The organism is Pedobacter faecalis, assembly GCF_030182585.1.
GTDB lineage: Bacteria > Bacteroidota > Bacteroidia > Sphingobacteriales > Sphingobacteriaceae > Pedobacter > Pedobacter faecalis.
The window spans coordinates 333,746-360,658 of sequence record NZ_JARXOW010000002.1 but is presented as its reverse complement, the minus strand read 5'-3'; the positions used below and the strand labels follow the sequence as shown (position 1 = coordinate 360,658).

The 26,913-nt window shown below is 46.3% G+C and carries 24 protein-coding genes and 1 tRNA gene; 7 read left to right on the top strand and 18 right to left on the bottom strand.

Going from position 1 to position 26,913, the window contains the following annotated elements; all coding sequences use genetic code 11:
• Positions 1–70 precede the first annotated feature (70 nt).
• Both QEP07_RS15260 and QEP07_RS15255 read right to left on the bottom strand, forming a co-directional pair.
• On the bottom strand, positions 71–1,597 hold the full coding sequence (locus QEP07_RS15260) for an FAD-dependent oxidoreductase (RefSeq protein ID WP_285011020.1): 1,527 nt from the start codon (positions 1,595–1,597) through the stop codon (positions 71–73).
• A gap of 46 nt (positions 1,598–1,643) precedes the next feature.
• Positions 1,644–2,285: a response regulator gene (locus QEP07_RS15255; protein ID WP_285011019.1), complete on the bottom strand. Its 642-nt coding sequence runs from the start codon at positions 2,283–2,285 to the stop codon at positions 1,644–1,646.
• A 229-nt stretch (positions 2,286–2,514) separates the two neighbouring features.
• Between QEP07_RS15255 and QEP07_RS15250 the strand changes: the two genes are divergently transcribed.
• The 3 genes from QEP07_RS15250 to QEP07_RS15240 all read left to right on the top strand — a co-directional run bounded on the left by QEP07_RS15250 (position 2,515) and on the right by QEP07_RS15240 (position 3,171).
• The gene (locus tag QEP07_RS15250; protein ID WP_285011017.1) at positions 2,515–2,667 is read left to right on the top strand and encodes a hypothetical protein; all 153 of its coding nucleotides are present in this window, start codon (positions 2,515–2,517) and stop codon (positions 2,665–2,667) included.
• Positions 2,668–2,748: 81 nt separating this feature from the next.
• Positions 2,749–3,033, top strand: a complete 285-nt coding sequence (locus QEP07_RS15245; protein ID WP_256007434.1) for a DUF3817 domain-containing protein — start codon at positions 2,749–2,751, stop codon at positions 3,031–3,033.
• A gap of 58 nt (positions 3,034–3,091) precedes the next feature.
• A tRNA-Leu gene (locus tag QEP07_RS15240) sits at positions 3,092–3,171 on the top strand.
• A 158-nt stretch (positions 3,172–3,329) separates the two neighbouring features.
• Here the strand turns inward: QEP07_RS15240 and QEP07_RS15235 are convergent.
• The 5 genes from QEP07_RS15235 to QEP07_RS15215 form a co-directional block, all read right to left on the bottom strand.
• A complete protein-coding gene (locus tag QEP07_RS15235) occupies positions 3,330–3,803 on the bottom strand; it encodes a hypothetical protein (RefSeq protein WP_285011015.1) in 474 nt (157 codons plus the stop codon).
• 414 nt (positions 3,804–4,217) lie between these two features.
• On the bottom strand, positions 4,218–4,640 hold the full coding sequence (locus tag QEP07_RS15230; RefSeq protein ID WP_285011014.1) for a hypothetical protein: 423 nt from the start codon (positions 4,638–4,640) through the stop codon (positions 4,218–4,220).
• Positions 4,641–5,048: 408 nt separating this feature from the next.
• Positions 5,049–5,291, bottom strand: coding sequence for a DUF6364 family protein (locus tag QEP07_RS15225; protein ID WP_285011012.1), 243 nt, complete (start codon positions 5,289–5,291; stop codon positions 5,049–5,051).
• 462 nt (positions 5,292–5,753) lie between these two features.
• Positions 5,754–7,016, bottom strand: a complete 1,263-nt coding sequence (locus QEP07_RS15220) for an erythromycin esterase family protein (protein ID WP_285011010.1) — start codon at positions 7,014–7,016, stop codon at positions 5,754–5,756.
• A gap of 102 nt (positions 7,017–7,118) precedes the next feature.
• The gene (locus tag QEP07_RS15215; RefSeq protein WP_285011007.1) at positions 7,119–9,350 is read right to left on the bottom strand and encodes a GH92 family glycosyl hydrolase; all 2,232 of its coding nucleotides are present in this window, start codon (positions 9,348–9,350) and stop codon (positions 7,119–7,121) included.
• 71 nt (positions 9,351–9,421) lie between these two features.
• Here QEP07_RS15215 and QEP07_RS15210 point away from each other — a divergent pair, with 71 nt between their 5' ends.
• The 4 genes from QEP07_RS15210 (at position 9,422) to QEP07_RS15195 (ending at position 14,519) form a co-directional block, all read left to right on the top strand.
• Positions 9,422–10,537 carry an aldose epimerase family protein gene (locus QEP07_RS15210; RefSeq protein WP_285011006.1) on the top strand — a complete coding sequence of 372 codons (1,116 nt, stop codon included), beginning with the start codon at positions 9,422–9,424 and terminating at the stop codon, positions 10,535–10,537.
• Between the two features lie 63 nt (positions 10,538–10,600).
• Positions 10,601–11,476: a helix-turn-helix domain-containing protein gene (locus tag QEP07_RS15205; protein ID WP_285011004.1), complete on the top strand. Its 876-nt coding sequence runs from the start codon at positions 10,601–10,603 to the stop codon at positions 11,474–11,476.
• A gap of 4 nt (positions 11,477–11,480) precedes the next feature.
• On the top strand, positions 11,481–11,888 hold the full coding sequence (locus QEP07_RS15200) for a DUF983 domain-containing protein (protein ID WP_285011003.1): 408 nt from the start codon (positions 11,481–11,483) through the stop codon (positions 11,886–11,888).
• Positions 11,889–12,023: 135 nt separating this feature from the next.
• Positions 12,024–14,519 carry a glutaminase family protein gene (locus QEP07_RS15195; RefSeq protein WP_285011150.1) on the top strand — a complete coding sequence of 832 codons (2,496 nt, stop codon included), beginning with the start codon at positions 12,024–12,026 and terminating at the stop codon, positions 14,517–14,519.
• A gap of 64 nt (positions 14,520–14,583) precedes the next feature.
• On the opposite strand, the gene QEP07_RS15190 is transcribed toward QEP07_RS15195, so the two are convergent.
• The 11 genes from QEP07_RS15190 to QEP07_RS15140 are packed head-to-tail and all read right to left on the bottom strand — an operon-like array spanning position 14,584 to position 26,907.
• The gene (locus tag QEP07_RS15190) at positions 14,584–15,114 is read right to left on the bottom strand and encodes an iron-sulfur cluster co-chaperone HscB C-terminal domain-containing protein (RefSeq protein ID WP_285011001.1); all 531 of its coding nucleotides are present in this window, start codon (positions 15,112–15,114) and stop codon (positions 14,584–14,586) included.
• Between the two features lie 2 nt (positions 15,115–15,116).
• Positions 15,117–16,448, bottom strand: a complete 1,332-nt coding sequence (gene rseP, locus QEP07_RS15185) for an RIP metalloprotease RseP (RefSeq protein WP_285010999.1) — start codon at positions 16,446–16,448, stop codon at positions 15,117–15,119.
• 8 nt (positions 16,449–16,456) lie between these two features.
• A complete protein-coding gene (locus QEP07_RS15180) occupies positions 16,457–17,632 on the bottom strand; it encodes a 1-deoxy-D-xylulose-5-phosphate reductoisomerase (protein ID WP_285010998.1) in 1,176 nt (391 codons plus the stop codon).
• A complete protein-coding gene (locus tag QEP07_RS15175; protein WP_285010997.1) occupies positions 17,629–19,128 on the bottom strand; it encodes a GH3 auxin-responsive promoter family protein in 1,500 nt (499 codons plus the stop codon). The genes QEP07_RS15180 and QEP07_RS15175 overlap by 4 nt, the downstream gene beginning before the upstream one ends.
• A 9-nt stretch (positions 19,129–19,137) precedes the next feature.
• Entirely contained in the window at positions 19,138–19,926 is a 789-nt protein-coding gene (locus tag QEP07_RS15170; protein ID WP_285010995.1) for a hypothetical protein, read from the bottom strand.
• On the bottom strand, positions 19,923–20,888 hold the full coding sequence (locus QEP07_RS15165) for a glycosyltransferase family 2 protein (protein ID WP_285010994.1): 966 nt from the start codon (positions 20,886–20,888) through the stop codon (positions 19,923–19,925). The genes QEP07_RS15170 and QEP07_RS15165 overlap by 4 nt, the downstream gene beginning before the upstream one ends.
• A gap of 3 nt (positions 20,889–20,891) precedes the next feature.
• Entirely contained in the window at positions 20,892–21,845 is a 954-nt protein-coding gene (locus QEP07_RS15160; protein ID WP_285010992.1) for a glycosyltransferase family 2 protein, read from the bottom strand.
• Positions 21,846–21,862: 17 nt separating this feature from the next.
• Positions 21,863–22,975: a glycosyltransferase family 4 protein gene (locus tag QEP07_RS15155; protein ID WP_285010990.1), complete on the bottom strand. Its 1,113-nt coding sequence runs from the start codon at positions 22,973–22,975 to the stop codon at positions 21,863–21,865.
• A gap of 29 nt (positions 22,976–23,004) precedes the next feature.
• A complete protein-coding gene (locus QEP07_RS15150) occupies positions 23,005–23,952 on the bottom strand; it encodes a lysylphosphatidylglycerol synthase domain-containing protein (RefSeq protein WP_285010988.1) in 948 nt (315 codons plus the stop codon).
• Entirely contained in the window at positions 23,949–25,130 is a 1,182-nt protein-coding gene (locus tag QEP07_RS15145; RefSeq protein WP_285010986.1) for a glycosyltransferase family 4 protein, read from the bottom strand. Before QEP07_RS15145 ends, QEP07_RS15150 begins: the two co-directional genes overlap by 4 nt.
• On the bottom strand, positions 25,114–26,907 hold the full coding sequence (locus QEP07_RS15140; protein ID WP_285010984.1) for a cytochrome c peroxidase: 1,794 nt from the start codon (positions 26,905–26,907) through the stop codon (positions 25,114–25,116). Before QEP07_RS15140 ends, QEP07_RS15145 begins: the two co-directional genes overlap by 17 nt.
• Between the last annotated feature and the right edge of the window lie 6 nt (positions 26,908–26,913).

Sequence of the window (26,913 nt, the reverse complement as noted above, 5' to 3'; positions counted from 1 at the left end):
AGTGAATAAATCATATAAATACACTGATATATAGAAGGCTTAGCGGCCAAAAAAGTTTTCACTATTTAAACTAAGAGAATGCTACCTGCTCCAGGTCTTTCTGAGGCGGGCCGCACAGCACTTTACCTGATGTGTCGAACCTGCCGCCATGACACGGACAATCCCAGCTTTTTTCAGCGGCATTGAAATTAACGATACATCCTGCGTGCGTACATACGGGACTCAGCGCAGTAACCTTACCGCCTGCGTCTTTGTAAACCGCAAGGCGGTCGCCATCAAATTCCACTACCTTTCCTTCGCCTGGCTTCAGATCGGCCACCGCCTCAAGCTCCTCGGTTCCGAAACGATCGGCCACAAACCGCCAGGCTACATCAGCGTTCTCCTTTACAAATTCAGAGAAGCCTGCGATAGGCTTAAGCCGCGAAGGACTATAAAGCTGCGAATATGGATTTTCTATGCCGAGAATCTGATCGCTGATGATCTTTCCAGAGATCGTTCCGAAGATCATCCCATTACCGTTAAAACCTGTAGCGATATAAACTTGCTCGTCGGCAGCCGCCATCGAACCTATATACGGGAGGCCGTCGACCGGCACATAATATTGCGACGACCAGCGATAGTCGATACTTTCCACCTCATAATACTGCCGGAGATAAGACTCCAGGTTCGCAAAGGCTTCTTCGGGATTATCGTGACCGGTCTTATGGTCTTCTCCACCAACGATCAGATACTTCTGACCTTCTATTTCATGCGTACGGAAATAATGATAAGGCTCCTGCATATCGTAGGTCAGACTGCCTGGATACTGTTCATTTTTAAGTCTGGCGCCGATCACATAACTCCGGTATGGCGCGCAGCGCAAACTAAAAGCAGTAATTCCCGGCGGCAGATGTGTAGCATAAACCACGTTACGGCCTTTTATCTGAGCTTTATCCGTAACCACCTCACTCAGCCCGTCTTTACTTTTACGATTGGTCACAAAAGCATTCTCCAGTACGATGCCGCCCATATCGGTAAATGCCTTGGCCAGGGTTGCCAGATATTTCATCGGGTGAAACTGTGCCTGATTGCCAAACCTGATCACGCTTTCGAAAGGAACCGTCACCCCGTTTTCACTGGCTTCCTCCACTTCCACCCCAGCTTCAGCGGAAGACTCCAGGATCTCTTTTAATTCCTTGGTTTCACGCTCATTTTCTGAGTACAGATACCCGTCTTTACACTCGAAATCGCAATCTGCCTGATATTTGTCGATATAGCCCTTAATGATGCCCATGGCCTCTTTACCAGTTTGGGCGACAAGCTTAGCCGCTTCTTTACTGAAGTCGCTCTCAATCTGAGGGTAAGTTGTGTCGAAAAAGGTGTTCAGGTGCGCGCTGGTTCCTCCTGTAGTGCCATAGCCAACGTTGCCAGCTTCGAGTACGATACATTTCTGACCCGCCTGTTGAAGCATCAAGGCAGTGGTTATACCCGTTATCCCGGCGCCAATGATAACGGTGTCGAATATTTCAGTGAGATTGGTCGCGGCGCCGACCTCTGGCTTTCCGATGGTTTGCCAGGGACTTGCAGTAATGCTATCCCTTAATATATTCTTTTTCATATCGCTTTTCATAGTTCTTTAGAAACCCTGAAAAGCGATCATTTGTTTAAATCATGTTTTTTTGCATTGCAGCGCGGATCAGGCTTGCAGAATTGCGTGCACCTGTTTTCTTTAAAAGCGCCTGCCGGTGTCCCTCTACCGTACGCTTGCTTAGAAATATTTTATCGGCTATTTCAGCGTTGGTGAGTCCGTCGGCAATCAGCTTTAACACCTCCATCTCACGATCCGTGAATTCTTCAGCGTCGTATGTATCTTCGGTTCGTCTGGCGGCCGGTAATCTTTCCAGAAGCCTAAAAGCAAGTTCAGAACAGATATATCGCTGGCCACCTGCCACAAACTTGATGGCAAAAGTAAGCTCCTGGGCATCTGCATTTTTGAAGAGATAACCCGCAGCACCACCCGCAATAGCTGCAGCAATTTGCTTCTCATCGTCTATCATCGACAGGAAAACTACCCTGACATCCGGATATTTAGCTTTGACTTGCTGAAGCATTTCGAAACCGTCCATTATTGGCATCGTGATGTCAGACAAGATCACATCAGCAGTAGTATTGTCGCCCAACAGTTCCAATACGGACTGTCCGTTTCTGGCCTCGGCGACAATATGGAGATCCGGGTCGTCGCTCAACAGCAATTTTATACCGGCACGAACGATTTGATGGTCTTCAGCGAGGATGATATTAATCATTATTGATGATCCTTTTATATTGAGTTAGAATTGTTAATAGTTTTCGGAATATTCTTCTGCAATATTAATCTTTTTAGCGATTCGGATTTTTTGATGATATACGCGTTTTTTCCCGTTTTTATACGCTTAAAACAAGCACAAACCGCAAACAGCGTTTTATTACGCTTTCTGCGATTATTATAAAACAAGAATCTCGCAAAAGTGTTTTAACGACGATAATCACTAACTTATGAAAACCGTTCAAAAAACCATCGACGCTGGCGCATTCTCAAAACCTTTAGCTCACGGCGGGCCTAAACAAGAGAGCAAAATTGAAAAAGAGGTTAAGTCTAAGAACTTCAAAAAGCCATCCCGGCCCGATTATAAGCTGCGGCTGCTGTAGCCGGCATGTTGGCAGATTGTCAAAAATACGCCAACTCCCTACTTCATAGTGTGGTTTCAATACCTTTGCTGAAAACACACTATGAATACGTTATCAATTTTCAGAAAAGTTGCCGTTGCTGAAGGGATTTCATACATCCTGCTTATATTCATCGCCATGCCGCTCAAGTACTGGCTTGATATGCCTGAAGCGGTGAAATACACGGGCTGGGCACATGGCGTACTGTTCATGCTCTATGTTGTAGTGCTTATTATGGCATGGCAGGAATATAAATGGAACTTTAAACGGGTTGCGCTCTTTGGATTTGCATCACTTCTGCCCTTTGCTCCGTTTTGGGTAGACAAGCAATTGAAAGAAGATAATTAAAATATTCTTTGATAATAGCGAAGCAATGTATACATTTGCGTCCCGCTAAACAGCAAATGCCTTGGTGGCGGAATTGGTAGACGCGCTGGTCTCAAACACCTGTGGGAAACCGTGCCGGTTCGACTCCGGCCCAAGGTACAAGAATGGAGTTAGTTCTTTTATAGAGCTAACTCCATTTCTTTTTCACTCCAAATTTATTGTTAATGTGGCAGATAAATCTGAAGGCCAAGTTCATTTTAGCGGTTCCACTTTTCCCGGAATACCCACTTTCGCGAAGATATTGGGTTTGATTTGATCTAATTGTTCAAAGACTCTTCAATCATTAATTCGACAGCCTCTTGCTGATCCCTGTTGTGAGCTTGAAAGTTCTTCCATAGAATATTTCCGAACTGGTCAATTAAAAAGTTTACCGGCGCGCTGCCATTATTCTGTAAGTTTCCTTTGTCCCAGCTATTTGACACCTTTAGAGGCAAAAATGTATAACCAGTGTTCTTAATAAAAGGCAGTACAGCTAGATGGATGCCAACACTCATCGGAAATTTTCTACGCCATTTCTCATATTGTGTGATTACAATAGTTGAATCGATATCTCGGAACGCCTTTTGATAAGCAGCATGAACTGACGCGCTTTCGGGATACAGTTCGACATTCTCGATCAACTTTTCGACGCCAACCACTAATGTTTTCACATGTTGTGAAAAAAGGCTAAGCGAGATAGTCATTAGATATGCAAGACAACATGATGTCCGCACTAATTTCTTATTTTTCATTAAGTTTCGGGAGAAGCAAATCCAATACAGAAACCGAAGTTTTTTTTTTGGGGGGGGGGGTGATAAAGTTTTTAGAAGAACGCTAAGCATAGATGATAGGTTTTATTAGTCATCAACTCTTTGTACGCCAATCCGCAAAACATTTGAGCGTTGACAAAAGATAATAATTAATCCAAGATACTAATATCCAAACCATTACACGTAATTTTTTCTCCATTTTTTTCTTAGTGTAAATATTAATCGGCACCACTCAGTAAAACAGAACCCATTGATTATAACAAAAAGCCCTTGCGTCTCTGCAAGGGCTTATACTTTAAAGTCCAATAATCTTAATCAGTATTGAAAGAATGATTTAAATAGATCGCCAGCTATCGCTTCAGTGCGCTAAAGTTTTCGGCATACCGGCATGGGTCATCAAGGAGTAAGAAATATTTCAGGTACCGCAAATACCGCGTTCACGTCTATCGGCTTAATACCAATTATGTTAATTGGCCCAACATAGAAAGCACATAATTTAACGTCAAGCCTATCCTTCCAAATAACACTTCCTGTAATCCGGTCAGTTTCCGGATAGCAATCTATATGCTCGACCCATCTAAATTCTACATGTTCGCGGGGGGCGACGTCTATATCCGGCCACGATCCGGCCATATGAGTTACCGCAGTCATTGATTGTCTGAATAATTCAAACCCATCCTCAGCCCCAGGGTTCGGATTTTTAGGAATAATATGCGGGTGACCGACAGGACTGCGTATAACGTTGAACTCTGAAAAGTCATGGGTGTTATAGAACTCAGATACGGTGCGGCCATAAAAATGAGGTTTCTGATGCACCATCGAGCACCATTTATGATTGCAAGGCCCTGTATGGCTTTTTATAAGGCATACGGGAGATTCAATATTTGGCTGAGGAACAGGGATCACCCTGATTTTTTCATTTACAGCTTCAACCTGACCAGGGAACTGTTGACCTGCTAAGCATAACTTAGCAGGTTGATTTTTACAATTGTTGTTTCGCATAACATTGTTAAAAAAATCCTGGGTGCTGCGAAACAACAATTAACTCTTTACAGAGGTAAATCAGATACGGCTCCAAACCGCTCACCCAGGAATATTGTTAAAATGATTCTACTTGAATTGTACCTCTTTTAAGTTTGTAAGTCTATTAATTATTATTTCGCACAACTAAGATGCAAACTTTCTATAGAATTCCAAAAATTATCAGAATTTTTTAGTCCAAAATGTCTAAAACCCATATTTACCGGCTTGCTCTTCGTAATAGCCATTTTTCAAATCTGCATTCACGTTAAACTTCGCTTCCTTTAAACGCTCTACCATATCAATGATATTTTCCTTCATTGCAGGCTTCGAGATGCTTTTGAAATACTGTTCTACCAATTTGGATATACTAATCTTATTGTTTTCAGAATATTGTTTGACGCGGGACAATAAGGATTCATCAATTGTTAAATTCAATCTGGCTTTCATAAAACAAATATTCGCATAATTTATTTAAGTGTATATATTTACGCTTGGATGTTTTAAGCAACGTTGCGGAGCTCATATGGTCGAATACCCCTAACCGCACTCTGTTTCCTCAAAAAATCTCAGCCGCTATCACAAGCCAACAAACACAACATAATCAAGTCACCTCGTTCGTAATAACCAGGATATATTTAGATAATAAGTGCATAATAAGTAGAGGGTTGATATATCGTTGGTATATCCTTGGCATATGGTTGGTATATCGTTGATATATCGATTAGATATACCAACGATATGTCAATGATAGCTTAACCATAAGCCATTTATCTAGTTATTATCTACTTATTATCTAAAAATAATGGAGTTATTAGCAACTACTTGTTCAGCTTTCGCTATAGATGAGTCTTGGTAATCTTCAGTCTGTATGAATTATTTGACTAGAAATCCTAAACTACTCACCAAAAGTCATTTTAGATAAAAACTGTTGTTACCGGTGGTTGTCTCTGTGTGTATTATAAAATCGAAGTCCGCAAGAAGGTTGCCGTGTGCAAATTGCCTATCCGTCACACCGTATCCTAGTAACCTGTAACTATACGCTGGAGAACGGTTATTTTTTACTTTGGAAGATTCCAGAAAAAATATTGGTATACCTGTTGAAGAAAAATAGTATTCAAAATCTGTATTCTGTGGTTTTACAATGATGTTTCTATTCGTCACTTTACCAGCGGTCGGATTAAACCCGGTAAAGTATCCTGTTGAAGTAGTTTGACCCACCACCGCATAACTTTCTTTTAACTTTTTCTTCAAAAAATACCCCACAGACTTTGAATAAATACTGGGCGTTTTTTGCAGATGTGCGTTGTGTGCCCAAAGTATAATATTATTTTCTCCGGTAACATTATTAACAATGTTTAATGCCATCAGGGAATCTCTTAGCAACGAGAGCTTACTCATGCTCAAGGAATCGTTTGTTAGAACAAGGTTGTTTAGTTTCAGAAATTGATTGTAGCTTTCAATGTATTGATTTAGCTGTGAATCCTTATTACTGTTCGCCTGCATATTATCTATGACTTCTTTGCTTATCGCATTTAATTCTGAGAAAGTTGAAGGGTCAATACTGTGCGAATAAAGCTCGTTATTCAGTTTTGTATAAGCCTTAATGAGACCTTGAATTTTTTTGGCGTTCAAACCCTTTCTGAGTTGGTCTGTCTTATACAGATATTCTAGACTTCCAAAAGGGCTTTGAAAATCAAACCCAAAGAATTTAATTTTTGAGACCGCGTGCTTATTATCATCTTTGAGGCTTTCTACCAGCGATTCAAATTCAGAGCACTCAAAGGTGTATTGGCGAAAGCTCTTTAAAATTTCCTTCAAGTCACCTCTTCCTTCCAGCACATAGCCGTTTAAATTTTCTACTTCCGCAAACGGTGCTTCCAGGCCGACTAAGTTATATCCATATTCACGGCTCAATGTAATAATAAGGGCTTTTTTTGTTTGAAAAAATTCATGTGTACCGTGAGTTTGTTCTCCAATACCTAAAACTTTGAATTTCCTTAACTTATTGAATACACTTTGTTTGTATTCATTATGGCCTTTGTAGAAACCCCCTGTATCAATGGGAACTACATGGTTCTTAATTTCAGTGAGGATAGCCGGTCCATCTTGAGCAAAAGATGAATTAACTGTTGTAAATAGCATACAAATCAGAGAGAGGCAGAGATTTTTCATATAAACAAAAGCTTGTTTGTGGAAAGATGCGATTGCTTAGAAAATTCCATAAAATAACACACACATGCTTTATAAGAATGTATAAGAATCAGCAAAGCCTGGTCATTTAGTAAAAATATCTAATGGCTTGCCCTGAGCAAGGTCGGCATACTTAATAAACCAACCATTTAAGGGAGCGCCCCCAATGGTAAGTTTTGAGATATTCTTCCCTTTTCCTCTTTTGTTGATCGTAAATACTTTGCCATTGCCAAGTTGCATTTCAACTTTGTCAAAAATAGGTACAGATACGATGTATTCAGGGTCTGCGGGAGAATAAGGATATATGCCCATGGCGTTTAATACGTACCAGCCTGTAAGTGACCCATAATCGTCCATCCCTGCAAGGGCAAGTCCTTCAGGCCCCATGCCGAAATAATCTGACATGAGTTTGTTGAGTATGGCCTGTGACTTCTCGGGTTTATTCACAAAATAGTAGAGGTAAGGATAACCGAAGTCGGGTTGGTTTCCCATACAGAATTGTCCGAGAAATACCGAGAGGTTATCTTTAGCATAGCCGCCCCAGGGAACGGAAAAAAGTGAGTCTATTTTAAGTTCAAAATCGCGGGGACTTTGATATAAGGATATCAGTCCCTTGGTATCCTGTGGGACAAAGAAGGAGGCCTGCCAGGCATTTGCTTCCCGATACATAAATTCATAGTAAGGGTAGCCCGGATCAAACGGGCTAACCCATTTTCCATCGGCGAGACGCCCCCTCATGAAGCCGGTCTGTGCATCGAAAACATTCCGGTAGTTCTGGCTCCGTTTCATCATGATGTTATAAGTATCATTGTCGCCCAAGGCTTTTGCCAGTTGTGCGATGGAGTAATCAGAATAGGCAAACTCAAGCGTCTTGGTAGTGCCGGCGGTAGACACCGTTTCGGTGGTAGGGTTCTTGATATCCGCTTCTGGCAGATAGCCTAATTTCAGGTATTGGCCGTTATGGGGTCTTGGTCCCCTAACACCTTCGCCCGTTGGGGTATTGGCATTGTTAAGCATAAGGCGATAGGCTTCCTTAACGTCGTAGTCCCTTATTCCGCGGGCGTAAGCACCGGCGATATAGGTCGACGCGAAATCGCCATGGAATGACGTGGGCAGAAATCCGGAACGCTCGCCATTGAGGATCATAGATCTGATAACATTATTACTTACCTCCGGCTCAATTAAATCCAGAACGGGGAGCTGGGTACGAAAAACATCCCAGAGTGCGGGACTTGCATAAGTTTCGAACCCCGGATTGCTCTGGACAAGCCCGCCTGTTTTGCCATCGGCATCGCTGGTTATGCTCGGGTAACAGAACTGCCTGTACAGACATGAATAGAACATGGATTTTTGCTTCTCTGTTCCGCCTGTAACCTTGATTTTACCGAGGAGTTGTTCCCAGGTTTTATCTGCTTCGCTATACACCTGATCAAAGTCCTTGTTGGCAATCTCCGCGTCATAGTTAGCTTTTGCACCCTCGGGGCTGACTCGTGAGAGGGTAATTTTAAGCTCGAGCGGGCGATTGGAGTTCTCAAAGGTAATTACGGTAACATCGAGGTTTCCGGTGAGTTTTCGCTGGCCCCCGGCGCCCTGCCCGCTGCGCGGAATTTCTGGCTGATTCGGATTTCGTTTGTGTGCATCGATGCTTTTTATCTTATGGTTCATCACGGCATAGAAATAGAGATTGCCCTGCCTTCCGGTTACCGCGTAGTCGCCTGCCCGACTGAGTTCCCAGGTGCTGCTTCCCCCACCAGCACGAACAAGATCGAACGCCAGTTTCTTGGCCTGACCGCCTGTATACGTATATTTATGATATGCGGCTCGTTTTGTGGCCGTAAGCTGAGCCTTTACCTTATAGCGTTCCAGCACGACCTCATAATATCCGGGTCGCGCCACCTCCGTGGAGTGACTGTAGACAGAAGCAAAATCATCTGCCGTAAAATCCGTTCCCTCCAAAGGCATCACCGGTATGTTAAGGTCGCCCCAATGGTTTCCGCTCGTTTGCGCAATCGCCTTTATGGTATTTACCTCGTACTCATATCCACTGCCGCTGCCATAGGTGGTCACCGGCACCACCTGTACCATGCCGTGCGGCACTGTAGCGCCGGGGCCTGTAAGGCCATTCCAGGTGCGCCATGGCGGGTTGTAGCCTAAAAGCGCGGAATCGGTCAGCACCGTGGTACCCAATAAAGGGTTGACATAATTTGTTAAGCGGACTTGCTTTTGTCCGAAACTCAGCATTGGAAAAAAGAGCAACGCCATGACAAAAATATTCCTCGCAGCGGAAAAGAGCGATCGCAGGTAAGTAAGGTTCATATCTGGTTTTTTTGTGTATACACCCCAATATCGTATATTAATCGTTGTGGGATGATTAAAAATAGGTAAAAATGAAAATGCTTAAAAATTTGATAGTCTTTGTCTTACTATTATTACATCAGGTCTGTGCGACTGCACAGGGGCAACATCTCTCCAAACACCTTTTTGGGAAAATCGACGGACAGGAGATTTATGAATACGTATTAACCAACGCACAAGGTATGCAGGTGAAGCTCATAAGTTATGGAGCTACAATTACGGATATCCGTGTTCCCGACAGAAACGGAGTTTTGAGCAGCGTTGTGTTAGGGTTCGATTCGCTTCATGCGTACACATCCCCTCGCAACCCCTTAATGGGCGCCATAGTAGGTCGTGTGGCCAACCGCATTGCTAAAGGGCGATTTACCATCGGGGCTCAGGAGTATATCCTGAGCTCGAATATTCACGGCGGTAAACTTGGCTTTGATAAAAGGATCTGGAATGTAGAAGAGATCAGGAAGGGCGACGGGCCTGGCATAAGAATGAGTTACCTAAGCCGGGACGGAGAAGAAGGCTATCCTGGAAATCTTGAAGTAAGCGTGGTTTACACGCTGACCAGCAAAAATGAACTGAAGATGGATTATACGGCTATTACCGACCGGCCTACGCATGTAAACCTTACCAATCACACTTATTTTAATCTCTCAGGCGGAAGTCCGGCGACTGTTTTGGATACGGAATTACGCATCCTGTCTGACAAATACCTGGAGGCCGACAGAAACAATATCCCCTCTGGGAAAATCCTGCCTGTAAATGGGACAGCATTGGATTTCTCCAGGGCACAAGCGATTGGCAAGCGGATAAAGGACGAGCACCCAGCATTGAAAATAGGTAACGGCTATGATCTTACTTATGTGTTGAAAAATCAGTCCGGGAAGTTAAGACTCGCTGCGCAGGCTTACGAGCCGCACTCTGGCCGTGTGTTGAAAGCCTACTCTACCGAGCCGGGATTGGTGTTTTATACAGGAAATCACCTGAACCCCGGCTTAACAGGCAGACAGCAGCAGCCCATGACGAGATACGGGGGTTTTTGCCTGGAATTTCAGCATTATCCTGACGCTCCCAATCAACGGGCATTCCCCAGCACATTGCTAAAGCCAGGTGAAGTTTACCGCTCGCAGACGGTCTACGAATTTACGAATCGGTAAAAAACACCATAACTCAGGTAAGCAATACCATTATTACCGATCAATATCAGGTAACTTTGTGGTATGAAAAATGAGATTCCTATATACGATATCAGCAGCTTCACAGGCTTTCGTAAGGAAGACATCATTGTGAGCCGGTTTGGCCCCTATTCTAAAACGCATCAGCATTTACATTACGCCCATCGGCATAGCTTCTATCATGTCGTACTTTTTACAGAAGGATCCGGACATCATTCCATTGATTTCGAGAACTTTGAGGTTAAGCCCTGGCAAATCTATTTTATGATTCCCGGGCAGGTACACAGCTGGAGCTTTACCGGGGCGGTCGACGGCTACGTGGTTAACTTTTCCAGTAATTACTTTCAGTCCTTTTTACTGCTTACCGATTATCTGCAAAAGTTCAGTTTCTTCTCAGGCGTTGTCAGGGATTCCGTTTTGGAAGTCCCTGAGGATTGTCGCCGGGCCATAGGCGGGATATTCGAGGAGCTGCTCATCGCAGGAAATCAAAGCAAGCGGTTTAGCGACGACTATATCAGAATACTGTTGTTAAAAATGTTTATCATGCTGTCTGACCTGGTTGCTGAAAAGCCCGACGCTTACGTTACATCGTACAACTATACCCTGCTCAAGAATTTTCAGCAACTGATTGAACGGAACTTCGCTGAACTCAGACTGCCTAAGGCCTATGCGGAACTGTTGTACATTACGCCTAATCATCTGAATGCCTTATGTAACGATCTGTTAGGCATGCCGGCCGGCGAAGTGATCCGGAACAGGGTGGTGCTTGAAGCTAAAAGACTGCTCGTAAATCTCGATCTCCCGATCAGCGAAATCTCCATGCAACTGAACTTTAACGACAACTCCTATTTTACGAAGTTCTTCAAGAAGTATGTAGGTCAGACACCGGAAGAATTTAGAAAACATACTTTAAAAAAATAAGACGATGAAGCCTTTAAAAATTGATACGAGTTCAGAATTTTCGGCAGCGATGCACGCCAAATGCCCAAGATGCAGAAGAGGAAACATGTTCGACGGACCAATGTACGGTTTTAAGCTTCAGAAAATGCATGTCACGTGCCCGCATTGCGGACTAAGATTTGAACGTGAGCCGGGGTACTTTTACGTTTCGATGTTTATCAGCTATGCCATGAACGTGGCGGAGATCATATCGATTGCTGTAGCCACCTACGTTTTAACGGGCAACCTGGAAAACATGTGGCTGTATATTGCCACCATATTTCCGGCAGTACTCATCCTTTCGCCCTTCAACTACCGCTTTTCGCGGGTAATACTGCTCTACTGGCTTACACCCGGACTGCATTATAATCCGGAAATGAGCAGGGACGCGTAAGGCAAGTAACGACACGTCTGCAAGACTCGTAAGCTAGAACGCAGCCCGCCTGGCGCTTACTTGAAATAATTTTCCTATTTTAGGGAACCGTTTTACGCGATGTAAAACGCGGAACCTATAGTTAACACACAAATGATGAACAAAACCAAACTCTTCGGGCTGCTAACCCTAGTGGCCTGCGGTTCGCTTGCCAATCCGGCCGGCGCGCAGGACCGAAAGGCCCCAGCCTACCCCCTCATTACCCACAATCCAAACTTTAGTATCTGGTCGAGCACCGATAAGCTGAACGAGTCGGCCACCCAGCACTGGACTGGCGCAGATCATTCGCTTTTAGGTATGATCAACGTAGACGGCACGATTTACCGTTTTATGGGCAAAGAGGCGCCCAACTACCAAACCGTGGTTGCTGCCTCCGACGATGCGCCATACCAGGTAAAATATACCGAGAAGGAGCCTGAGGGCGACTGGCAGTCGGCCGATTACGATGCATCAAGCTGGCGTACAGGTGCTGCCCCAATCGGGGATGATGCGAAAACGGCAAAAACCATGTGGAAATCGCACGACATCTGGGTGAGAAGAACTTTTGACGTAACAAACCCGGAGTCTGTAAACGAGCTTTATCTAAAGCTGAACCATGATGATAACATCAACCTGTACCTGAACGGGAAGAAGATTTATACCAAGGTGGGCTGGACATCGAACTTTCAGTACATCGCGCTTAGCGACAGCGATAAGCGTGCCTTGAAAAAAGGCAAAAACGTGATCGCGATACACCTGGTAAACACGGCGGGAGGCCGCTATCTCGATTTCGGACTTTCCAATAAACTGAAAGACGAGTCGGGCGCCGTACAACTTGCCAGGCAGACGAACGTAGAGTTTAAGGCAACCCAAACCGTTTATGATTTTACTTGCGGAAAGGTAGATTTGAAACTGACCTTTACGTCTCCCCTGTTGATGGATGATCTGGGTGTGCTTGCACGTCCGGTATCTTATGTGACCTACCAGGTAAAAGCCAACGACAACAAAGCGCACCAGGTAAAAGTATTTATGAGTGCCTCTTCGGATATTGCCGTGTATCGCCCGGCGCAGGAGGTAACGGCGCAAAAATACAGCACAGCCAAACTAAATATCCTTAAAACCGGTACCGTCGAGCAGCCCGTACTGCAAAAGGCCGCCGATGATATGCGTATCGACTGGGGTTATTTTTATGTAGCTGCGCCTAAAACGGCTGGAGCCATTCAATTTATTACGCCTCAGAAGAATGCAGCAGATGCGTTCAGAAAAGGCATTGTAACCACCACGGCTCAAAAAGGTCGTTCGCTGGCACTGAATACCATCATTCCTTTTGGAAGCGTGAACAGTACGCCGGTTGAGAAATATATCCAGCTGGCTTACGATGAGATCTATTCCATTCAGTACTTTAAGAGGAACCTCAGACCATGGTGGAATACATCGGGTAAGGAAACCATTGAGGGACAAATGACGGATGCTTCGAACGCTTACAAAGCTGTTTTGGCAAAGTGCGAGGCATTCAACAAAACTGTTTATGCGGATGCCCTGAAATCTGGCGGCAAGGATTACGCGGAATTATGTAACCTGGCATACCGTCAGAGTATTGCCGCTCATACCCTCGTGAAAAGTCCGGAACGGGAAATCCTTTGGTTGTCTAAGGAAAACAACAGCGGTGGCTTTATCAACACGGTAGACGTGACCTACCCATCGGCTCCGCTATACCTGATCTACAACCCTCAGCTGCTGCAGGGCATGCTGAACGGTATTTTCTATTTCAGCGAGAGCGGTAAATATCCGCATCCATGGGCTGCGCACGACCTTGGCACGTACCCTCTGGCCAACGGACAAACCTACGGCGAGCCTATGCCGGTGGAGGAGTCGGGCAACATGATTATCCTTACCGCAGCCATCGCAAAGGCACAGGGAAATGCGAATTATGCTAAAAAGCACTGGAAAACTTTGACGACCTGGGCAGACTATCTGACCAGGGAGGGACTGGATCCGAAAACACAATTGTGTACTGACGACTTCGCGGGCCACCTGGCCAGAAACGCGAACCTTTCTGTAAAAGCTATTGTAGGTATTGCCTGCTATGCGCAATTGGCAGAGTCTCTAGGTTACAGCGAGACCGCAAAAAAATACCGTGACATTGCTAAGTCCATGGTACCTCAGTGGATGCAAATGGCAGACGCGGGAGATCACTATGCGCTGACTTTCGACAACAAGAATACCTGGAGTCAGAAGTATAACCTGGTTTGGGATAAAGTATTGAACTTAGACCTTTTCCCTCAAAAGGTGTACGACACGGAGATCAAATACTACCTGACCAAGCAAAACCGGTACGGACTGCCTTTAGACAGCAGAAAGGCCTACACCAAGAACGACTGGATCTTGTGGACAGCCACCTTTACGAGCAATGAGAAGGACTTCAAAGCCCTGGTTGCACCGGTTTACAAGCATGCGGTAGAAACCGAGTCGAGAGTACCTCTAAACGACTTCTACGATACCAACACGGGTATTCGTGATAACTTTAAAGCGAGAAGTGTGGTGGGCGGCTTTTATATGAAGCTGTTCTCCGACAAACTGAACCGCGTTAATGGCAGTCTTCCAGGCAAATAACCACCTGGCTATGCAATTAAAAAGCCCTTGTCTCAGACAAGGGCTTTTTTTGTTACTTCGGGTTTTATACCATGGCTTTGCTGATGTTACCTCTCAGCCTTTGCAAATATTTCCCTCGGTAATACAAGTCTTTGATCTTTTGCAGCGTTATCGCCCGCGCTTCCCCTTCTTGTTGCGCAAACTCCTGAAAGCGCTCGTCGAGGTGGGCTGACAGCCCTTGTTCGATTGCCGCCACTTCCTGGTCGAGCAAGGCAAGGCGCTCTGCATCGGGTTCCATACTTAGATCCATGAGCGATTCATTGATATCCATCATATCCATCAGGAAATCCTGAGGTAGAGCGTAGTTTTCGCCCTCACTAATCACACCTTCCAGTTCAAGCACATACTGAATCAGGCGCTCCCTGTTGCTCAGCACCTGGTAGGCTTTGTTGTTCAGTGTACTGAGCTCCAAAACCTCCGACTGCTTCTCCTCACTTTCATTGATGTAAAAGTCGGGGTGATAACGCTTGCTCAGCGCATAATACTGCTGCTTAACGAGCTCCTGATCGGGATTGAAGCTCAGCGGTAGCCCGTAAAAAGCAAAATAATCTGTCATCGCTACTGCATTATCGCTTTAAATATATCGTTGCCCAGCACAAATACCATGAGCGACAGCAACAATACAAAGCCCACAATCTGCGCCCGCTCCATAAACTTATCGCCCAGGGGCTTGCCTTTGATCATCTCAATGATTAGAAATACGACGTGACCACCGTCTAGCGCCGGAATAGGAAGCAGGTTCATGAAGGCCAGTGCAATAGAGATAAAACCGGTTGAAGCCCAGAACCTGGCCCATATCCATTCACCTCCGTAAACCTTACGCGCAATCTCTACAGGGCCTGAAAATGCCTTGTTGGCATGTATCTTTCCGGTAAGCACCTTCCAGATGCCCTTTCCATTGTCGCTAAACACCTTCCAGGCCTGATTTATTCCTATCGGCAGCGACTCAAACAATCCGTAGTGAATGGTTTGCTCGCGAAGTTCGTTTGCATGATTGAAATAGACGCCGATGGTACCGGCTGTATCTACGGGGATGGTTAAGCTAAGCTGCTCGCCGCCGCGCATGATGTCAAACGTAACCGGCTTGGCTTTATTCTGCTTGACGATCCTTTTAACATCAACGTCATATTTTACGGGCTGACCATTAACTGCAAGCACCTTATCCCCCTTACGCACTCCGGCTTTATACGCAGGCATTGTTTCAGGAATGCTATCGAGCGTTGTAGATACCAGCGGCATCCTGCTGATGAATTCTTCAATACCAAGGTCAGAAACCTTGTTTAATATATTGTCGGGCACTTTAATGTCCAGTGCCTTGCCATCGCGGATCACTGTAAGGTTCGTATTGCCTAGCAGCACTTGAGAACTGATCAATTCATCAAAACGGATCACCTTCTTTCCGTTAACGGCCACAACCTTATCGCCCTGCTTTAAACCAATCTCCTTGCCGATAACACCAGGATTAATACCCGCAACCGTTGAATTCGGGATAAAACTTTCGCCGTATTTGAACGTCAGCATCCAGAAAATCAGGATACCTACCACAATATTCACAATTACACCGCCCAGCATAACGATGAGCCGCTGCCATGCAGGTTTTGAACGGAACTCCCAGGGCTGTGCGGGTTGCTTCATCTGCTCGGTATCCATAGATTCATCGATCATCCCAGCGATTTTCACATAGCCGCCCAAGGGCAGCCAGCCGATTCCGTACTCGCAGTCGCCCCTCTTTATGCTGAACAACTTCACGCCCCAGGCATCAAAGAAAAGGTAGAACTTTTCTACCTTAATTCCGAATGCCCGTGCCGCAAGGAAGTGCCCCAGCTCGTGCAAAATAACCAGTATCGATAATCCCAGGAGTAACTGGGCCGCCATAATCAGTCCGCTCATATCTTAGTCTAATATTTTATGTTTTGAGTTAAATAAGCTTGTTTTGTTACCAAGTCGCCGGCAAATATACGGGTATAGCTGTCGGTTTCTAAATAATTATCGAGGCTTGGCTTTTCTATAAAGGGGATATCTTCCATACAACGCTCAATCACGTCGCTCATTTGCAGAAAGCCGATCTGGTCGTTTAAAAAGGCATTGACCACAACTTCGTTGGCCGCATTGATGATACAAGGCATATTGCCGCCCTTCCTGAGCGCATGGTATGCCAGCTGCAGGTTGCGGAAGGTATGCATGTCAGGTTTGGAGAACGTGAACTCCGGATAATCCATAAAACTAAAACGTTCGTAGCTGCTCGTTATTCTGCCTGGATAGGCTAAAGCATAGTGGATTGGCAGCTTCATATCGGGCAAACCCATCTGGGCTTTTATAGAACCATCGGTAAATTGCACCAGTGAATGTACGATAGATTGAGGGTGAACAATGACGTCGATCTGATCCGGGTCAAGACCAAACAGCCAGCGTGCTTCGATCACCTCCAGTCCTTTATTCATCAACGAAGCAGAATCGATGGTGATCTTTGCGCCCATGGTCCAGTTTGGATGCTTTAAAGCCGCAGCTTTAGTCACCCCCGACAGTGCTTCGCGATCCTTTCCCCTGAACGGGCCACCCGATGCAGTCAGGTAAATCTTTTCTACCGGATTACCTTCCTCACCTACCAGGCACTGGTAAATAGCCGAATGCTCGGAATCAACCGGAATGATCTTTACGCCATGCTGCTGCGCAAGCTGCGTCACGATGTCGCCTGCAACAACAAGCGTTTCTTTGTTGGCCAGCGCAATGTCCTTCCCGGCCTCAATGGCAGAAATGGTAGGCTGTAAGCCCGCAGCGCCCACCAGCGCGGTAAGCACCAGCTCGGCCTGAGGCAATGCCGCTGCTTCGCACAGCGCCTGCTGACCGGTCAGTACCTTGATGCCCGGCAAGGCTGCTTTTACTTCGCCGTAGCACTGGTTCTCACCAATCACTACCAGGTCCGGCTTAAACTTTTGCGCCTGACTGATCAGAAGTTTGGCGTTCGAATGCGCGGTAAGCGCGCAGACGCGGTACAAATCTGCGTGGGCTTCAACAACCTCCAAGGCCTGGGTCCCGATAGAGCCCGTTGCACCTAGTATAGATATATTCTTCAATGTATAAACGCGATTAAATCATCCGCAATCTTCCTGTCATTAGCCAGTCGCGGCACCTTGTTTTGCCCTCCCAGTTTACCCTGCGAGCGCATATAATTGACAAAAGCATCTTTTTCCAAAGGTCTTATAATTAACGGCTGCAGGATTTTCCCTTCAATCAGGTCAAAATAGTAAATATTCTTCTTTTGTAGTGCCTCATCTACCTTTTTGCTGAAAGCAGGAAGATCGGCCGGCGGCCTGGAAAACTCTATAAACCATTCGTGATAAGGAAGTTCTCCGGCTTCAACCGCTATGCGGGGCGCTACCGTAAATTCTGTGATACCAACCCCTTCTTTATTAGCTACGCTAAGCAGTGCGTGCTCCACTTCTTCACCGATCACATGCTCGCCAAAAGCCGATATAAAATGCTTGATGCGTCCTGTAACCACGATCTTATAGGGATTGAGGGACACAAACTTAACTGTATCGCCAATGCTGTAACCCCATAGCCCGGCATTGGTGTTCAGAATCAGCGCATAATTCTTATCAAGTTCCACATCCTTCAGGCTAATCCGTTGAGGGTTATCATTGTAATACTCGTCGGCCGGCACAAACTCATAAAAAATCCCAGCATCTGCGAGCAGCAGCAAGCCCTTATCGCTCTGAGAATCCTGGTACGCAATAAAGCCTTCGGAAGCCGGATAGGTCTCTATCGCATCGATGCGTTCGCCAATACTGGCTTCGATCTTTGCACGGTATGGTTCAAAATTGACGCCTCCGTAAACATACAAGCTAAAATTCGGGAATATATCTTTTATGGGTTTGCCACCCGATTGCTGTATCAGACGATCAAAATACATCTGTACCCAGGGCGGGATTCCGGAGATCAGCCGCATGTCTTCATTCACCGTCTCGGAAACAATGGCATCTACTTTCTGCTCCCAATCTTCAATACAGTTGGTGGCAAACGAAGGCAGCCTGTTTTTTTGCAGATAGGCCGGGACCAGGTTGGCCACAATACCCGAGAGCCTGCCCACTTTAATGCCATGCTTTTCGCTAAGCAGGGGGCTGCCCTGCAGGAAAATCATCTTTCCGTTCACAAAATCGGCTTTGCCGGTTTCATGGATATAGGTCAACAAAGCGTTCCTGGCTGCTTTTATGTGCTCAGGCATAGATTCTTTGGAGATCGGGATATACTTAACACCCGAGGTAGTACCTGAAGTCTTGGCCAGGTAGGCAGGCTTTCCCTTCCACAACACGTCGGCTTCGCCAGCTATCACGCGGTCTACATACGGACGAAGCTCCTCATAGTCGCGAACAGGAACCAAGTGCTTAAAATCACTGTAGTTCTTGATAGAGGAAAACTGATGGTCGCACCCAAAGGCCGTATGCTGCGCCTTGCGTATCAGCATACGTAGCGTTTCCTCCTGCGCCTTAACAGCGTCCTTCTTCCATTTGTCGATACCCCGCATTACCAGGGCGGCAAATGGTTTGCTTAATGCCGCTTTCCAGCCCATAAAAATATGTTAAACGATATTATGAATAATATCCGGTTCTCCATTGTCCTGATACTCGCTCATCATTTTACGGTAGGCCACAGTGAGGGCCACACTGGAAAGCGGGACAACAATGAACGAACTGAGGATATTGACGAAAAAGGCCACAAAAGGCCAGTGTATGTAACTGAAAAATAAGTAAAGCAAATGAAAACTTAGCAAAATGAGCAGCAGCAGCAGAATCTTGGTAAAGTTGCCCCTTGTGGTGGCCAGACTATATTTAATAGAGGCGAAGGGCGGCAGGTTCTTGTCCAGGATAAAGAACGGAAAGAACGAAATCCTGATCCAGGTAATGAATATGGCTACAATGCCTACTGAAATGGCGACATTGGTGATCACTTCCATACGTATGCCTGTATAAATGAAAGGAAAGGCAAGCAGTATTACCAGCGTATAAACGCCCACAATACACAACATAAAATATAGAGTGGCTACCAGGAACCTGATAATATGCCTGCGGGTAGGGATAGTACTTACAATACTTACATCATGCTCCTCATCGTCAAGCAAATGAAATATATACCTGAACAGCGACAAGTTGATGGTAAAGTAAAACATAGCGAAAATAAAGGCCATCAGAATACTTAGACCCTTACTTACGTCTTTCAGAAAAAACGCCATCAGTCCCGAAGCATTCGAGGTGATGAACATCAGAAAGCATAAGGTAGCAATAGAGAAGTAATTTCGCTTGGTTACCGTCCAGGCTTTGCCGATCACTTCATTAACAGCAAAGGTACTTTCCTTTAAAAAATCAATCATTGTTTAAATACTACTCTCTTTATAAAATCCTGCATAAAACCAAGTCCATACGCTGTGAGCTGTATAAACGAAGCAACAACACTCAAAATTGCAACTTTTAACGACTTGTTGACAACGCAGGCGTGAAAAAATATCAACATAAAGTATACCAGTATCAAAATGTTGGCAGTAAATGCCAGCGGCAGACGAAACACATTGAAAAGTATGGTAAGGCCTGCAAAACAGGTGAAGGCCGCAGGAAAGAAATGTACGAGTTTTAGTTCGGCCGGGAAATGCTTATACACATTGATGCGTGCGCGACCGAAAAAGTGAAGTTGTTTGTAAAACTGCATGAAGCTGGTTCGGCGCTTATGATACACATAGGCATCAGGTATCAAACCTATCTTAAAACCTGCCTCATGGATTCTGATGCTGTATTCAATGTCTTCCCCCAGCCTGGTCAGGATAAATCCGCCGACTTTCTCCCAGACCTGACGCGATACGCCCATATTAAAACTGCGTGGATGAAACTGTCCGATATGCTTCCGGTTTCCGCGGATCCCGCCTGTGGTAAAGGGTGAAGTCATCGAATAACTGATGGCTTTTTGGACTGGTGTAAAACTGCCATGCGCCGCATCGGGGCCACCATAGGCGTCTAACTTGTGCTCATACAGATAGTCACGCACGGTTTCCAGATAGGTGGAAGGGATCAGGCAGTCTGAATCGAAAATAACAAAGTAATCTCCCGAGGCACGCTCAAAACCGAAGTTACGGCTAAAACCCTGTCCCGAGTTCGGCTTCACATAATATTTAATATCCAGTACATTGCTGTATTTCTGTACGATAGCCGCCGCATCGTTCACCGATCCGTCTTCTATAACGAGCACTTCAAACTGCATATAGCTCTGTTTGGTGAGTGTATGCAACAGCTCGTCGATCTCCTGCGGGCGATTGTAAAGCGGAATTATGATGGAAAAAAACATGTGTTAATGAAGTTCCCTTTCAATAAGATACTGGTTCCGTTCCGGTGCGTTACGGGTAACGAGTTCTGCAACAAAACCAGTTAAAAACAGCTGTGAACCTACAATAATGGCCACAAGTGCGATATAGAATAAAGGCTGGTCGGTCACATCCCTCCGATAGGGTATGCCGGCCGACAAATGATATAGCTTCTCGCCGATAAGCCAGAGCGCCATAAAAGTACCCATCAGAAAACTCAATACGCCAAGTGAACCAAAAAAGTGCATGGGTCTTTTGCCAAACTTACCCACAAAGAAAATGGACAGCAGATCCAGGAAACCATTAATAAAGCGGCTCAGACCAAACTTGGTGACGCCATACTTACGCGCCCGGTGTTCTACCACCTGCTCCCCGATCTTTTTAAATCCTGCCCATTTCGCAATTACCGGTATGTACCTGTGCATTTCGCCGTAAACCTCTATGGTCTTAATCACATCTTTGCGATACGCCTTCAAACCACAATTAAAATCATTCAGTTTGATGCCCGACATGCGCCTGGTAGCCGCATTGAACAGTTTGGTAGGGATCGTCTTGGTTACCGGATCATAGCGTTTCTTTTTCCATCCGGAGATCAGGTCAAACTTTTCTTCTTTAATCCTGCGGTAAAGTTCCGGGATCTCATCCGGACTATCCTGCAGGTCGGCATCCATGGTAACTACCACATCGCCCTGAGCAGCCTCAAAGGCGACGTTCAGGGCAGCCGATTTGCCATAGTTCCTTCTGAATTTAATGGCCCGTATGGCGGGGTATTGTTTTTTAAGATCTTCTATAACAGCCCAGGAATTGTCTGTACTCCCATCGTCTACAAAAACAACTTCATAAGTGAAGCGGTGCTCATGCATCACCCTGGCTATCCAGGCGGCTAGCTCAGGGAGCGACTCATCTTCATTATATAAGGGAATTACAACAGATATATCCATTTGCGCATTGCACTTAGTCAACGTGCAAACTTAGACAAAAAAACAAAATAATTATGCACCATAACTTCCCAGCTGAAACGTTCGCGGGTAAATGAAATAATGGAAGTGGCGAGCGCTGTTTTGTCGGCCGCACCGGGCTCAAAGTTATTTAGTTCGTTGATCCATCTCTCCGCATTTCCGGGCGGCAGCAAGATGCCATTCTTCCCGGGTATGACGGCATCCGTTATACCCCCGCTTGCCGCGGCAAAAACCGGAAGGCCATACATGCAGGCCTCCAGACAAACAAGACCGAAACCCTCCATATCGCCGTCAACCTCAATATTTGGCATCACAAAGGCGTCGGCTCCGGCAAAAACTGTATTAATATCTGCCCGCGGCAAACCCTGCAGGCGGTAGACTCTCTGCGACAGCGTACTGCCTTTCAGCAACTTGTCTATCATACGGGCGTCGCCCGGATAGCCGAGGAACAACTCAACCCGCGCTCTGAGGAACCCGGGCAATATGGCCAACAGACGGTCGGTCGCCGTGTTCCAGGCTCCAGGGGAAATCAGCAGTACCAATACGTCGTGATTTAAACCTGGCACCACATTCCGCAGGAACCAGGAAAATCCTTTACGTTTCACCGCGCGGCCCATCGCCAGTAACACTTGCTTTCCTCCTGGGTCAATGGCATATTTGTTCAGCAACAACGCCTCCAGTTCCGGCCGGGCCGCCGGATGTTTTTCACTGGTATCAACGCCATTGTTGATCACAACGATCTTTTCCTTACTGATTCCCCTTATGATGCAAGCCTCGGCAGTAGCACGGCTCACTGCAATGATCAGGTCGAAACGGTTGAACCTTGGTAAAATCATACGCTGGTAAATCCATCCCGGGAACACTACGTCTAGCCCGTGCATCGTTACACAACGCCTTAGATGTGCATAGCCGGTATGCATTAAGCTTACCGCAGCAATCAATCCGTCGTTAAAGTGGATTACGGATATTTGCGGATTCTCCCTTAATACAGCCAGGATACGGCTGTTCAAGGTTGACAAGAACCTTAATCGCCCGCCCCCTTCATAAACGATCGTATGTACCCGGGCATAACGGGACATGCCCTGTATTAACTCATAGCTCTGTTTTTCCATGCCGCCTATTGAAGGTGGATACTTGTGGGTTACAAACAATATTTCCATCTCATGCCTCCTGCATTCTTAAAAAAAGCGAAGTAAATGACGAGCCCGAGAAGCACCCAGAACAGTTGCCTGGCCCTGCGCAAAATGGACGCTGTAATCCATATACCCGCACCCTGTACGCCGATAATGAGCAGCATTATCTTATTACCGTACTCTTCTACGCCTAGCTGACCGGGAATAAATGCGCCGGCCGATTTAAATAGAATGACACCCATATCTACCATCATCGCCTGCAGGGCGCTGATGTGAATGTCAAGCATATCAAGAATCAGCCAAAACTCCATGGCACCAACAACCCAGTGTAGGGTGGCTAACAGGAGCGACCATAAGAGCAGGATTTTATGCAGGCGAAGCTGCATTTTCATTGTCTCGAATGTTTCACGCAGCCGCCTGTTACCCGATTTTTTTCCTATAAAATACAGAATCATCGCTGCTACACCGATCAATACGACTCCGGCGATCAAATACCGTGGGTAAGGCCCATAGGGTAGCGCCAATTGTTTACCCCTCAAGGCCAGCAAAGTGACTGCGGTGAACAGCATCAACTGACTGATGACCATAATTGCCCTTGACAGGATAACAGAACTACCGGCAGCGCCGCCGGCTATGCCTGCTTGTTTAAGAAGCTTAACTTTTAGCCAGTCGCCCCCAACCACACTTACCGGATTAAACACACCGAAGGTTTCGCCTGTGTGGCGGATGATGAACAGGCGGAAAAGGGAAAGCTTTTTTGCAGAACTGCCAAGACAGCATTGCCAGCTCAGGGTACCCAGAACATACGCGCAAAGCGTAATACCCAGTAGTAACAAAAACTTAGGACCAATACTGCCTACAGCAGCCAAGGCCAGCGTCAAGTCGGCCGCACGGATGTACATCACCAAAGAAGTCAGGGTGATCAGCATCAGCAGTATCGTTAGCCAGCGCCTCACGAAACGCGGCAACTATCTTTCTCCCTCCGGTCTGCAAGTAAGCTCACTTCATCAAAGTAAGCCGTAGCTAACTGATCCCAGTCGAGCCCGAAGCACTGTGCAAGGCCGGCGGCGGAAAACTGCCTGGCCAACTGGCGGTCATTCAACAACCTGCGAATGCGCATTACATAATGGTCGGCATCATACGGGGCACACTTAAACCCGTTTACACCATCCTTAATAAAGTCGGCCGAACCCCCACCATCTGCAATAATGCAGGGCAGCCCCGAAGCCATCGCTTCGAGCACGACGTTTCCGTAGGTTTCCGACACAGAGGGGAATAGGAAAATACTTGCACTGGCATACAAGGCGGACAACGCATCGTGTCCGAGCTTACCTACAAAGACCGCACGTTTCATGCGGCTTTGGCATGCACGCTTTGCAATACCGTCGCCCGCAACAATAAAATTAACGTCTAGTCCGGCGCCCTGCACCCCATCATATATTTTAAACAGCGTCTCCAGGTTTTTTTCCCATACCAGGCGACTGGCAAAAAGGATAGCGGGGCGGTTGTTACCGGTTAACCGCTCTATAACGCGAGCGTCGCGTTTATCCGGTGAAAAGAGCCTGGCATTAATTCCCCGTTTCCAAAGTTTCATGCGGTTCGAGTCCACCCCATATCTCTTCAGCTCAGTCATGATACTGGTTGACGGCACATAAATGGTATCGCATCTGTTATAAAAAAGCTTTTGGTTATCCGCCAGCATCTGCTTCACCTTTTCAATCAAAAAAGGCGCATATTTTAAGTAGTAATCTATATACGACACGAAGTGCGTATGATAAATGGTCATTACCGGGAGCCCCTGCCGGTTGGCATATTTCAGGGCGAATCCTCCGAGCAGCGAGGGAGTGGCAATATGAACCAGGTCGGGCATAAACTCCCGGAGCCTCTTTTTTAGCTGTTTTTTCATCAGGCCCGGTAAGGCCATGGTATATGTAGCGTTGATGGGCAGTGTAACTATTGGAAGTTTAATGCATTCAAACTCCACAAGCTTGTCAGGCCCTACCCCGCAAAAGAAGAGAAACTCAAAGCGGGAGGGATCAATTCTCTTGATCAGTTGAAACATCGTGCGGGCAGCCCCGTCAAAGTCCTCCACCAGAATTTCAGCAAAAAAAGCAACCTTAATCTTTTTCATCATTTAAGGCCTTTAAGAATTCGACGATGTCTTTTATTTCCTGTCTGGAAAGGTTCAAAGGATCGGCCGACAAGGTCTGGTTATCCAGAGCAATTCCAATCCCCGCCCCGCCTCCGCGATTATAGAAATCGAGAACCTCTTCCAAAGTTTGATACACGCCATTGTGCATGTATGGCGCCGTGCGCGCTACATTTCGTAGCGTAGGTGTCTTAAATGCAAACCGGTACTGCGGATACGGGTTCAGTGTGTATCTTCCTCCGTCCGGGTCAACCTTTGCGCCGACAGTATCGGCGGCGGCTGGCACGCCTAATACTTCACCTTCACTTTTTTGAAACAAGGGTGCCGGGGTGCCATTATATAAAGGTGCAAAATGGCAACTTCCGCATTTTGCCTTGCCCATAAACAAATTATACCCCCGCTTCTCTGCCGCACTTAATTTGGATCGGTCGCCCCGCAGATATTGATCTGTCCGCGACGAAAAGGGTGCAAGTGAGCGAATGTAAGAAGCGATGGCATGCTGTATCCTCCAGGGCGTAGCCTTCTGAGAAGTGTCGCCATAAGCGGCTTTGAAAGCAGGTACATAGACACCTGTGCGGTTGATCTCGCGGGCAGCATCCTCCAGCGACCCGTCCATTTCGTTTTTATGATGAACCACGTCCAGCGCCTGATCTTCTAAGGAGGCTGCCTTCAGGTCGTAAAAGAACGCGCGTTGCATACCGGCATACAGCAAGCTAGGCGTATTACGCAAAAGAGATTGCCTGCCGTTAATTCCCGCGGCAGTCTTCAGTCCGTCAGTGAAAGCCATAGACTCCCGGTGGCAACTGGCGCAGCTCCGGTCATTTTTCTTAGAGAGCAGGGCACTGTTAAACAACGTTTTACCCAGGCTAACCTTGGCATCAGAAATAAACTCTGTGTGGTTACTTGTAAAGCGGTTTACGTCGAACGCCTGCTTCTGAAACATCGTTACGGCCGAATCTTGCAAGGCCGAACCGCTTGCGGCAGTCTCGATGTCCAACTGTTTACGAAGTTTTGCCAGGCTTTCACTTACCTTTTGCACATGTACCGCAGTAAATGTAAGCCGGTCGAACGCATTAAAATCTTTAGCCTTATTGAGGTAAGCGATTGCCTCTTCAAGATTGCTTTTTAGTTGCCCGTGACCAGGGTAAGTCTCTATGGCCTGCATCATTCCCGACAACGCCGCCGAGGCCTCGGGAAGCGACGTGAGTGCCGCCGGACTGTCGAAGCCGGTAATACCGAGACTTATAATACGAAATACCTCCAGCCGCATGGCATCAAATAACTGTGCATCGGTAATCTGGTATTCCGCATTGTACCGCACAGCCCGCTTCAGGTCGACCTGCATCTTTTTGATCTCGTTGATCAGCTCTGCCCTGCTTTCTGCAGTTTGCTTCCCAAAAATAAGTTCTTCCATGACCTGAAAGCCCGTTGGTGGCTCTACCAGATTCTCCCCAAGTTCAATTTCATCAATGGGTGGCCCGTTTACGAGCACCGCAGTCTTCGGGAAAAAATACTCGAAATAGTATTCGATCCGCTTGTATTGTTCCCTGGCCCTGGCAAGAGATAATTTCATTTTTTGGCTGTCGCCCCCTTCGGCAGCGGGCAGCAAGTCTCCATCTACCACCTCCTGCAAACGCTTCAGCTCCTGCTCAAAAATTGCCTTAACGTTTTCAGCTGTATCTTGCTGTGCTGTTTTACAAGCTTGTAGCCCAAAAAGCAAAACAACGCAGGCCAGGCCTGCGTTGAAAAATCTATTGATCATCAATAT

Coding starts and splice junctions, on each gene's coding strand:
- QEP07_RS15260 (WP_285011020.1), bottom strand. CDS start 1,597: ATGAAAAAGAATATATTAAGGGATAGCATTACTGCAAGTCCCTGGCAA.
- QEP07_RS15255 (WP_285011019.1), bottom strand. CDS start 2,285: ATGATTAATATCATCCTCGCTGAAGACCATCAAATCGTTCGTGCCGGT.
- QEP07_RS15250 (WP_285011017.1), top strand. CDS start 2,515: ATGAAAACCGTTCAAAAAACCATCGACGCTGGCGCATTCTCAAAACCT.
- QEP07_RS15245 (WP_256007434.1), top strand. CDS start 2,749: ATGAATACGTTATCAATTTTCAGAAAAGTTGCCGTTGCTGAAGGGATT.
- QEP07_RS15235 (WP_285011015.1), bottom strand. CDS start 3,803: ATGAAAAATAAGAAATTAGTGCGGACATCATGTTGTCTTGCATATCTA.
- QEP07_RS15230 (WP_285011014.1), bottom strand. CDS start 4,640: ATGGTGCATCAGAAACCTCATTTTTATGGCCGCACCGTATCTGAGTTC.
- QEP07_RS15225 (WP_285011012.1), bottom strand. CDS start 5,291: ATGAAAGCCAGATTGAATTTAACAATTGATGAATCCTTATTGTCCCGC.
- QEP07_RS15220 (WP_285011010.1), bottom strand. CDS start 7,016: ATGAAAAATCTCTGCCTCTCTCTGATTTGTATGCTATTTACAACAGTT.
- QEP07_RS15215 (WP_285011007.1), bottom strand. CDS start 9,350: ATGAACCTTACTTACCTGCGATCGCTCTTTTCCGCTGCGAGGAATATT.
- QEP07_RS15210 (WP_285011006.1), top strand. CDS start 9,422: ATGAAAATGCTTAAAAATTTGATAGTCTTTGTCTTACTATTATTACAT.
- QEP07_RS15205 (WP_285011004.1), top strand. CDS start 10,601: ATGAAAAATGAGATTCCTATATACGATATCAGCAGCTTCACAGGCTTT.
- QEP07_RS15200 (WP_285011003.1), top strand. CDS start 11,481: ATGAAGCCTTTAAAAATTGATACGAGTTCAGAATTTTCGGCAGCGATG.
- QEP07_RS15195 (WP_285011150.1), top strand. CDS start 12,024: ATGAACAAAACCAAACTCTTCGGGCTGCTAACCCTAGTGGCCTGCGGT.
- QEP07_RS15190 (WP_285011001.1), bottom strand. CDS start 15,114: ATGACAGATTATTTTGCTTTTTACGGGCTACCGCTGAGCTTCAATCCC.
- rseP (WP_285010999.1), bottom strand. CDS start 16,448: ATGAGCGGACTGATTATGGCGGCCCAGTTACTCCTGGGATTATCGATA.
- QEP07_RS15175 (WP_285010997.1), bottom strand. CDS start 19,128: ATGGGCTGGAAAGCGGCATTAAGCAAACCATTTGCCGCCCTGGTAATG.
- QEP07_RS15170 (WP_285010995.1), bottom strand. CDS start 19,926: ATGATTGATTTTTTAAAGGAAAGTACCTTTGCTGTTAATGAAGTGATC.
- QEP07_RS15165 (WP_285010994.1), bottom strand. CDS start 20,888: ATGTTTTTTTCCATCATAATTCCGCTTTACAATCGCCCGCAGGAGATC.
- QEP07_RS15160 (WP_285010992.1), bottom strand. CDS start 21,845: ATGGATATATCTGTTGTAATTCCCTTATATAATGAAGATGAGTCGCTC.
- QEP07_RS15155 (WP_285010990.1), bottom strand. CDS start 22,975: ATGGAAAAACAGAGCTATGAGTTAATACAGGGCATGTCCCGTTATGCC.
- QEP07_RS15145 (WP_285010986.1), bottom strand. CDS start 25,130: ATGATGAAAAAGATTAAGGTTGCTTTTTTTGCTGAAATTCTGGTGGAG.
- QEP07_RS15140 (WP_285010984.1), bottom strand. CDS start 26,907: ATGATCAATAGATTTTTCAACGCAGGCCTGGCCTGCGTTGTTTTGCTT.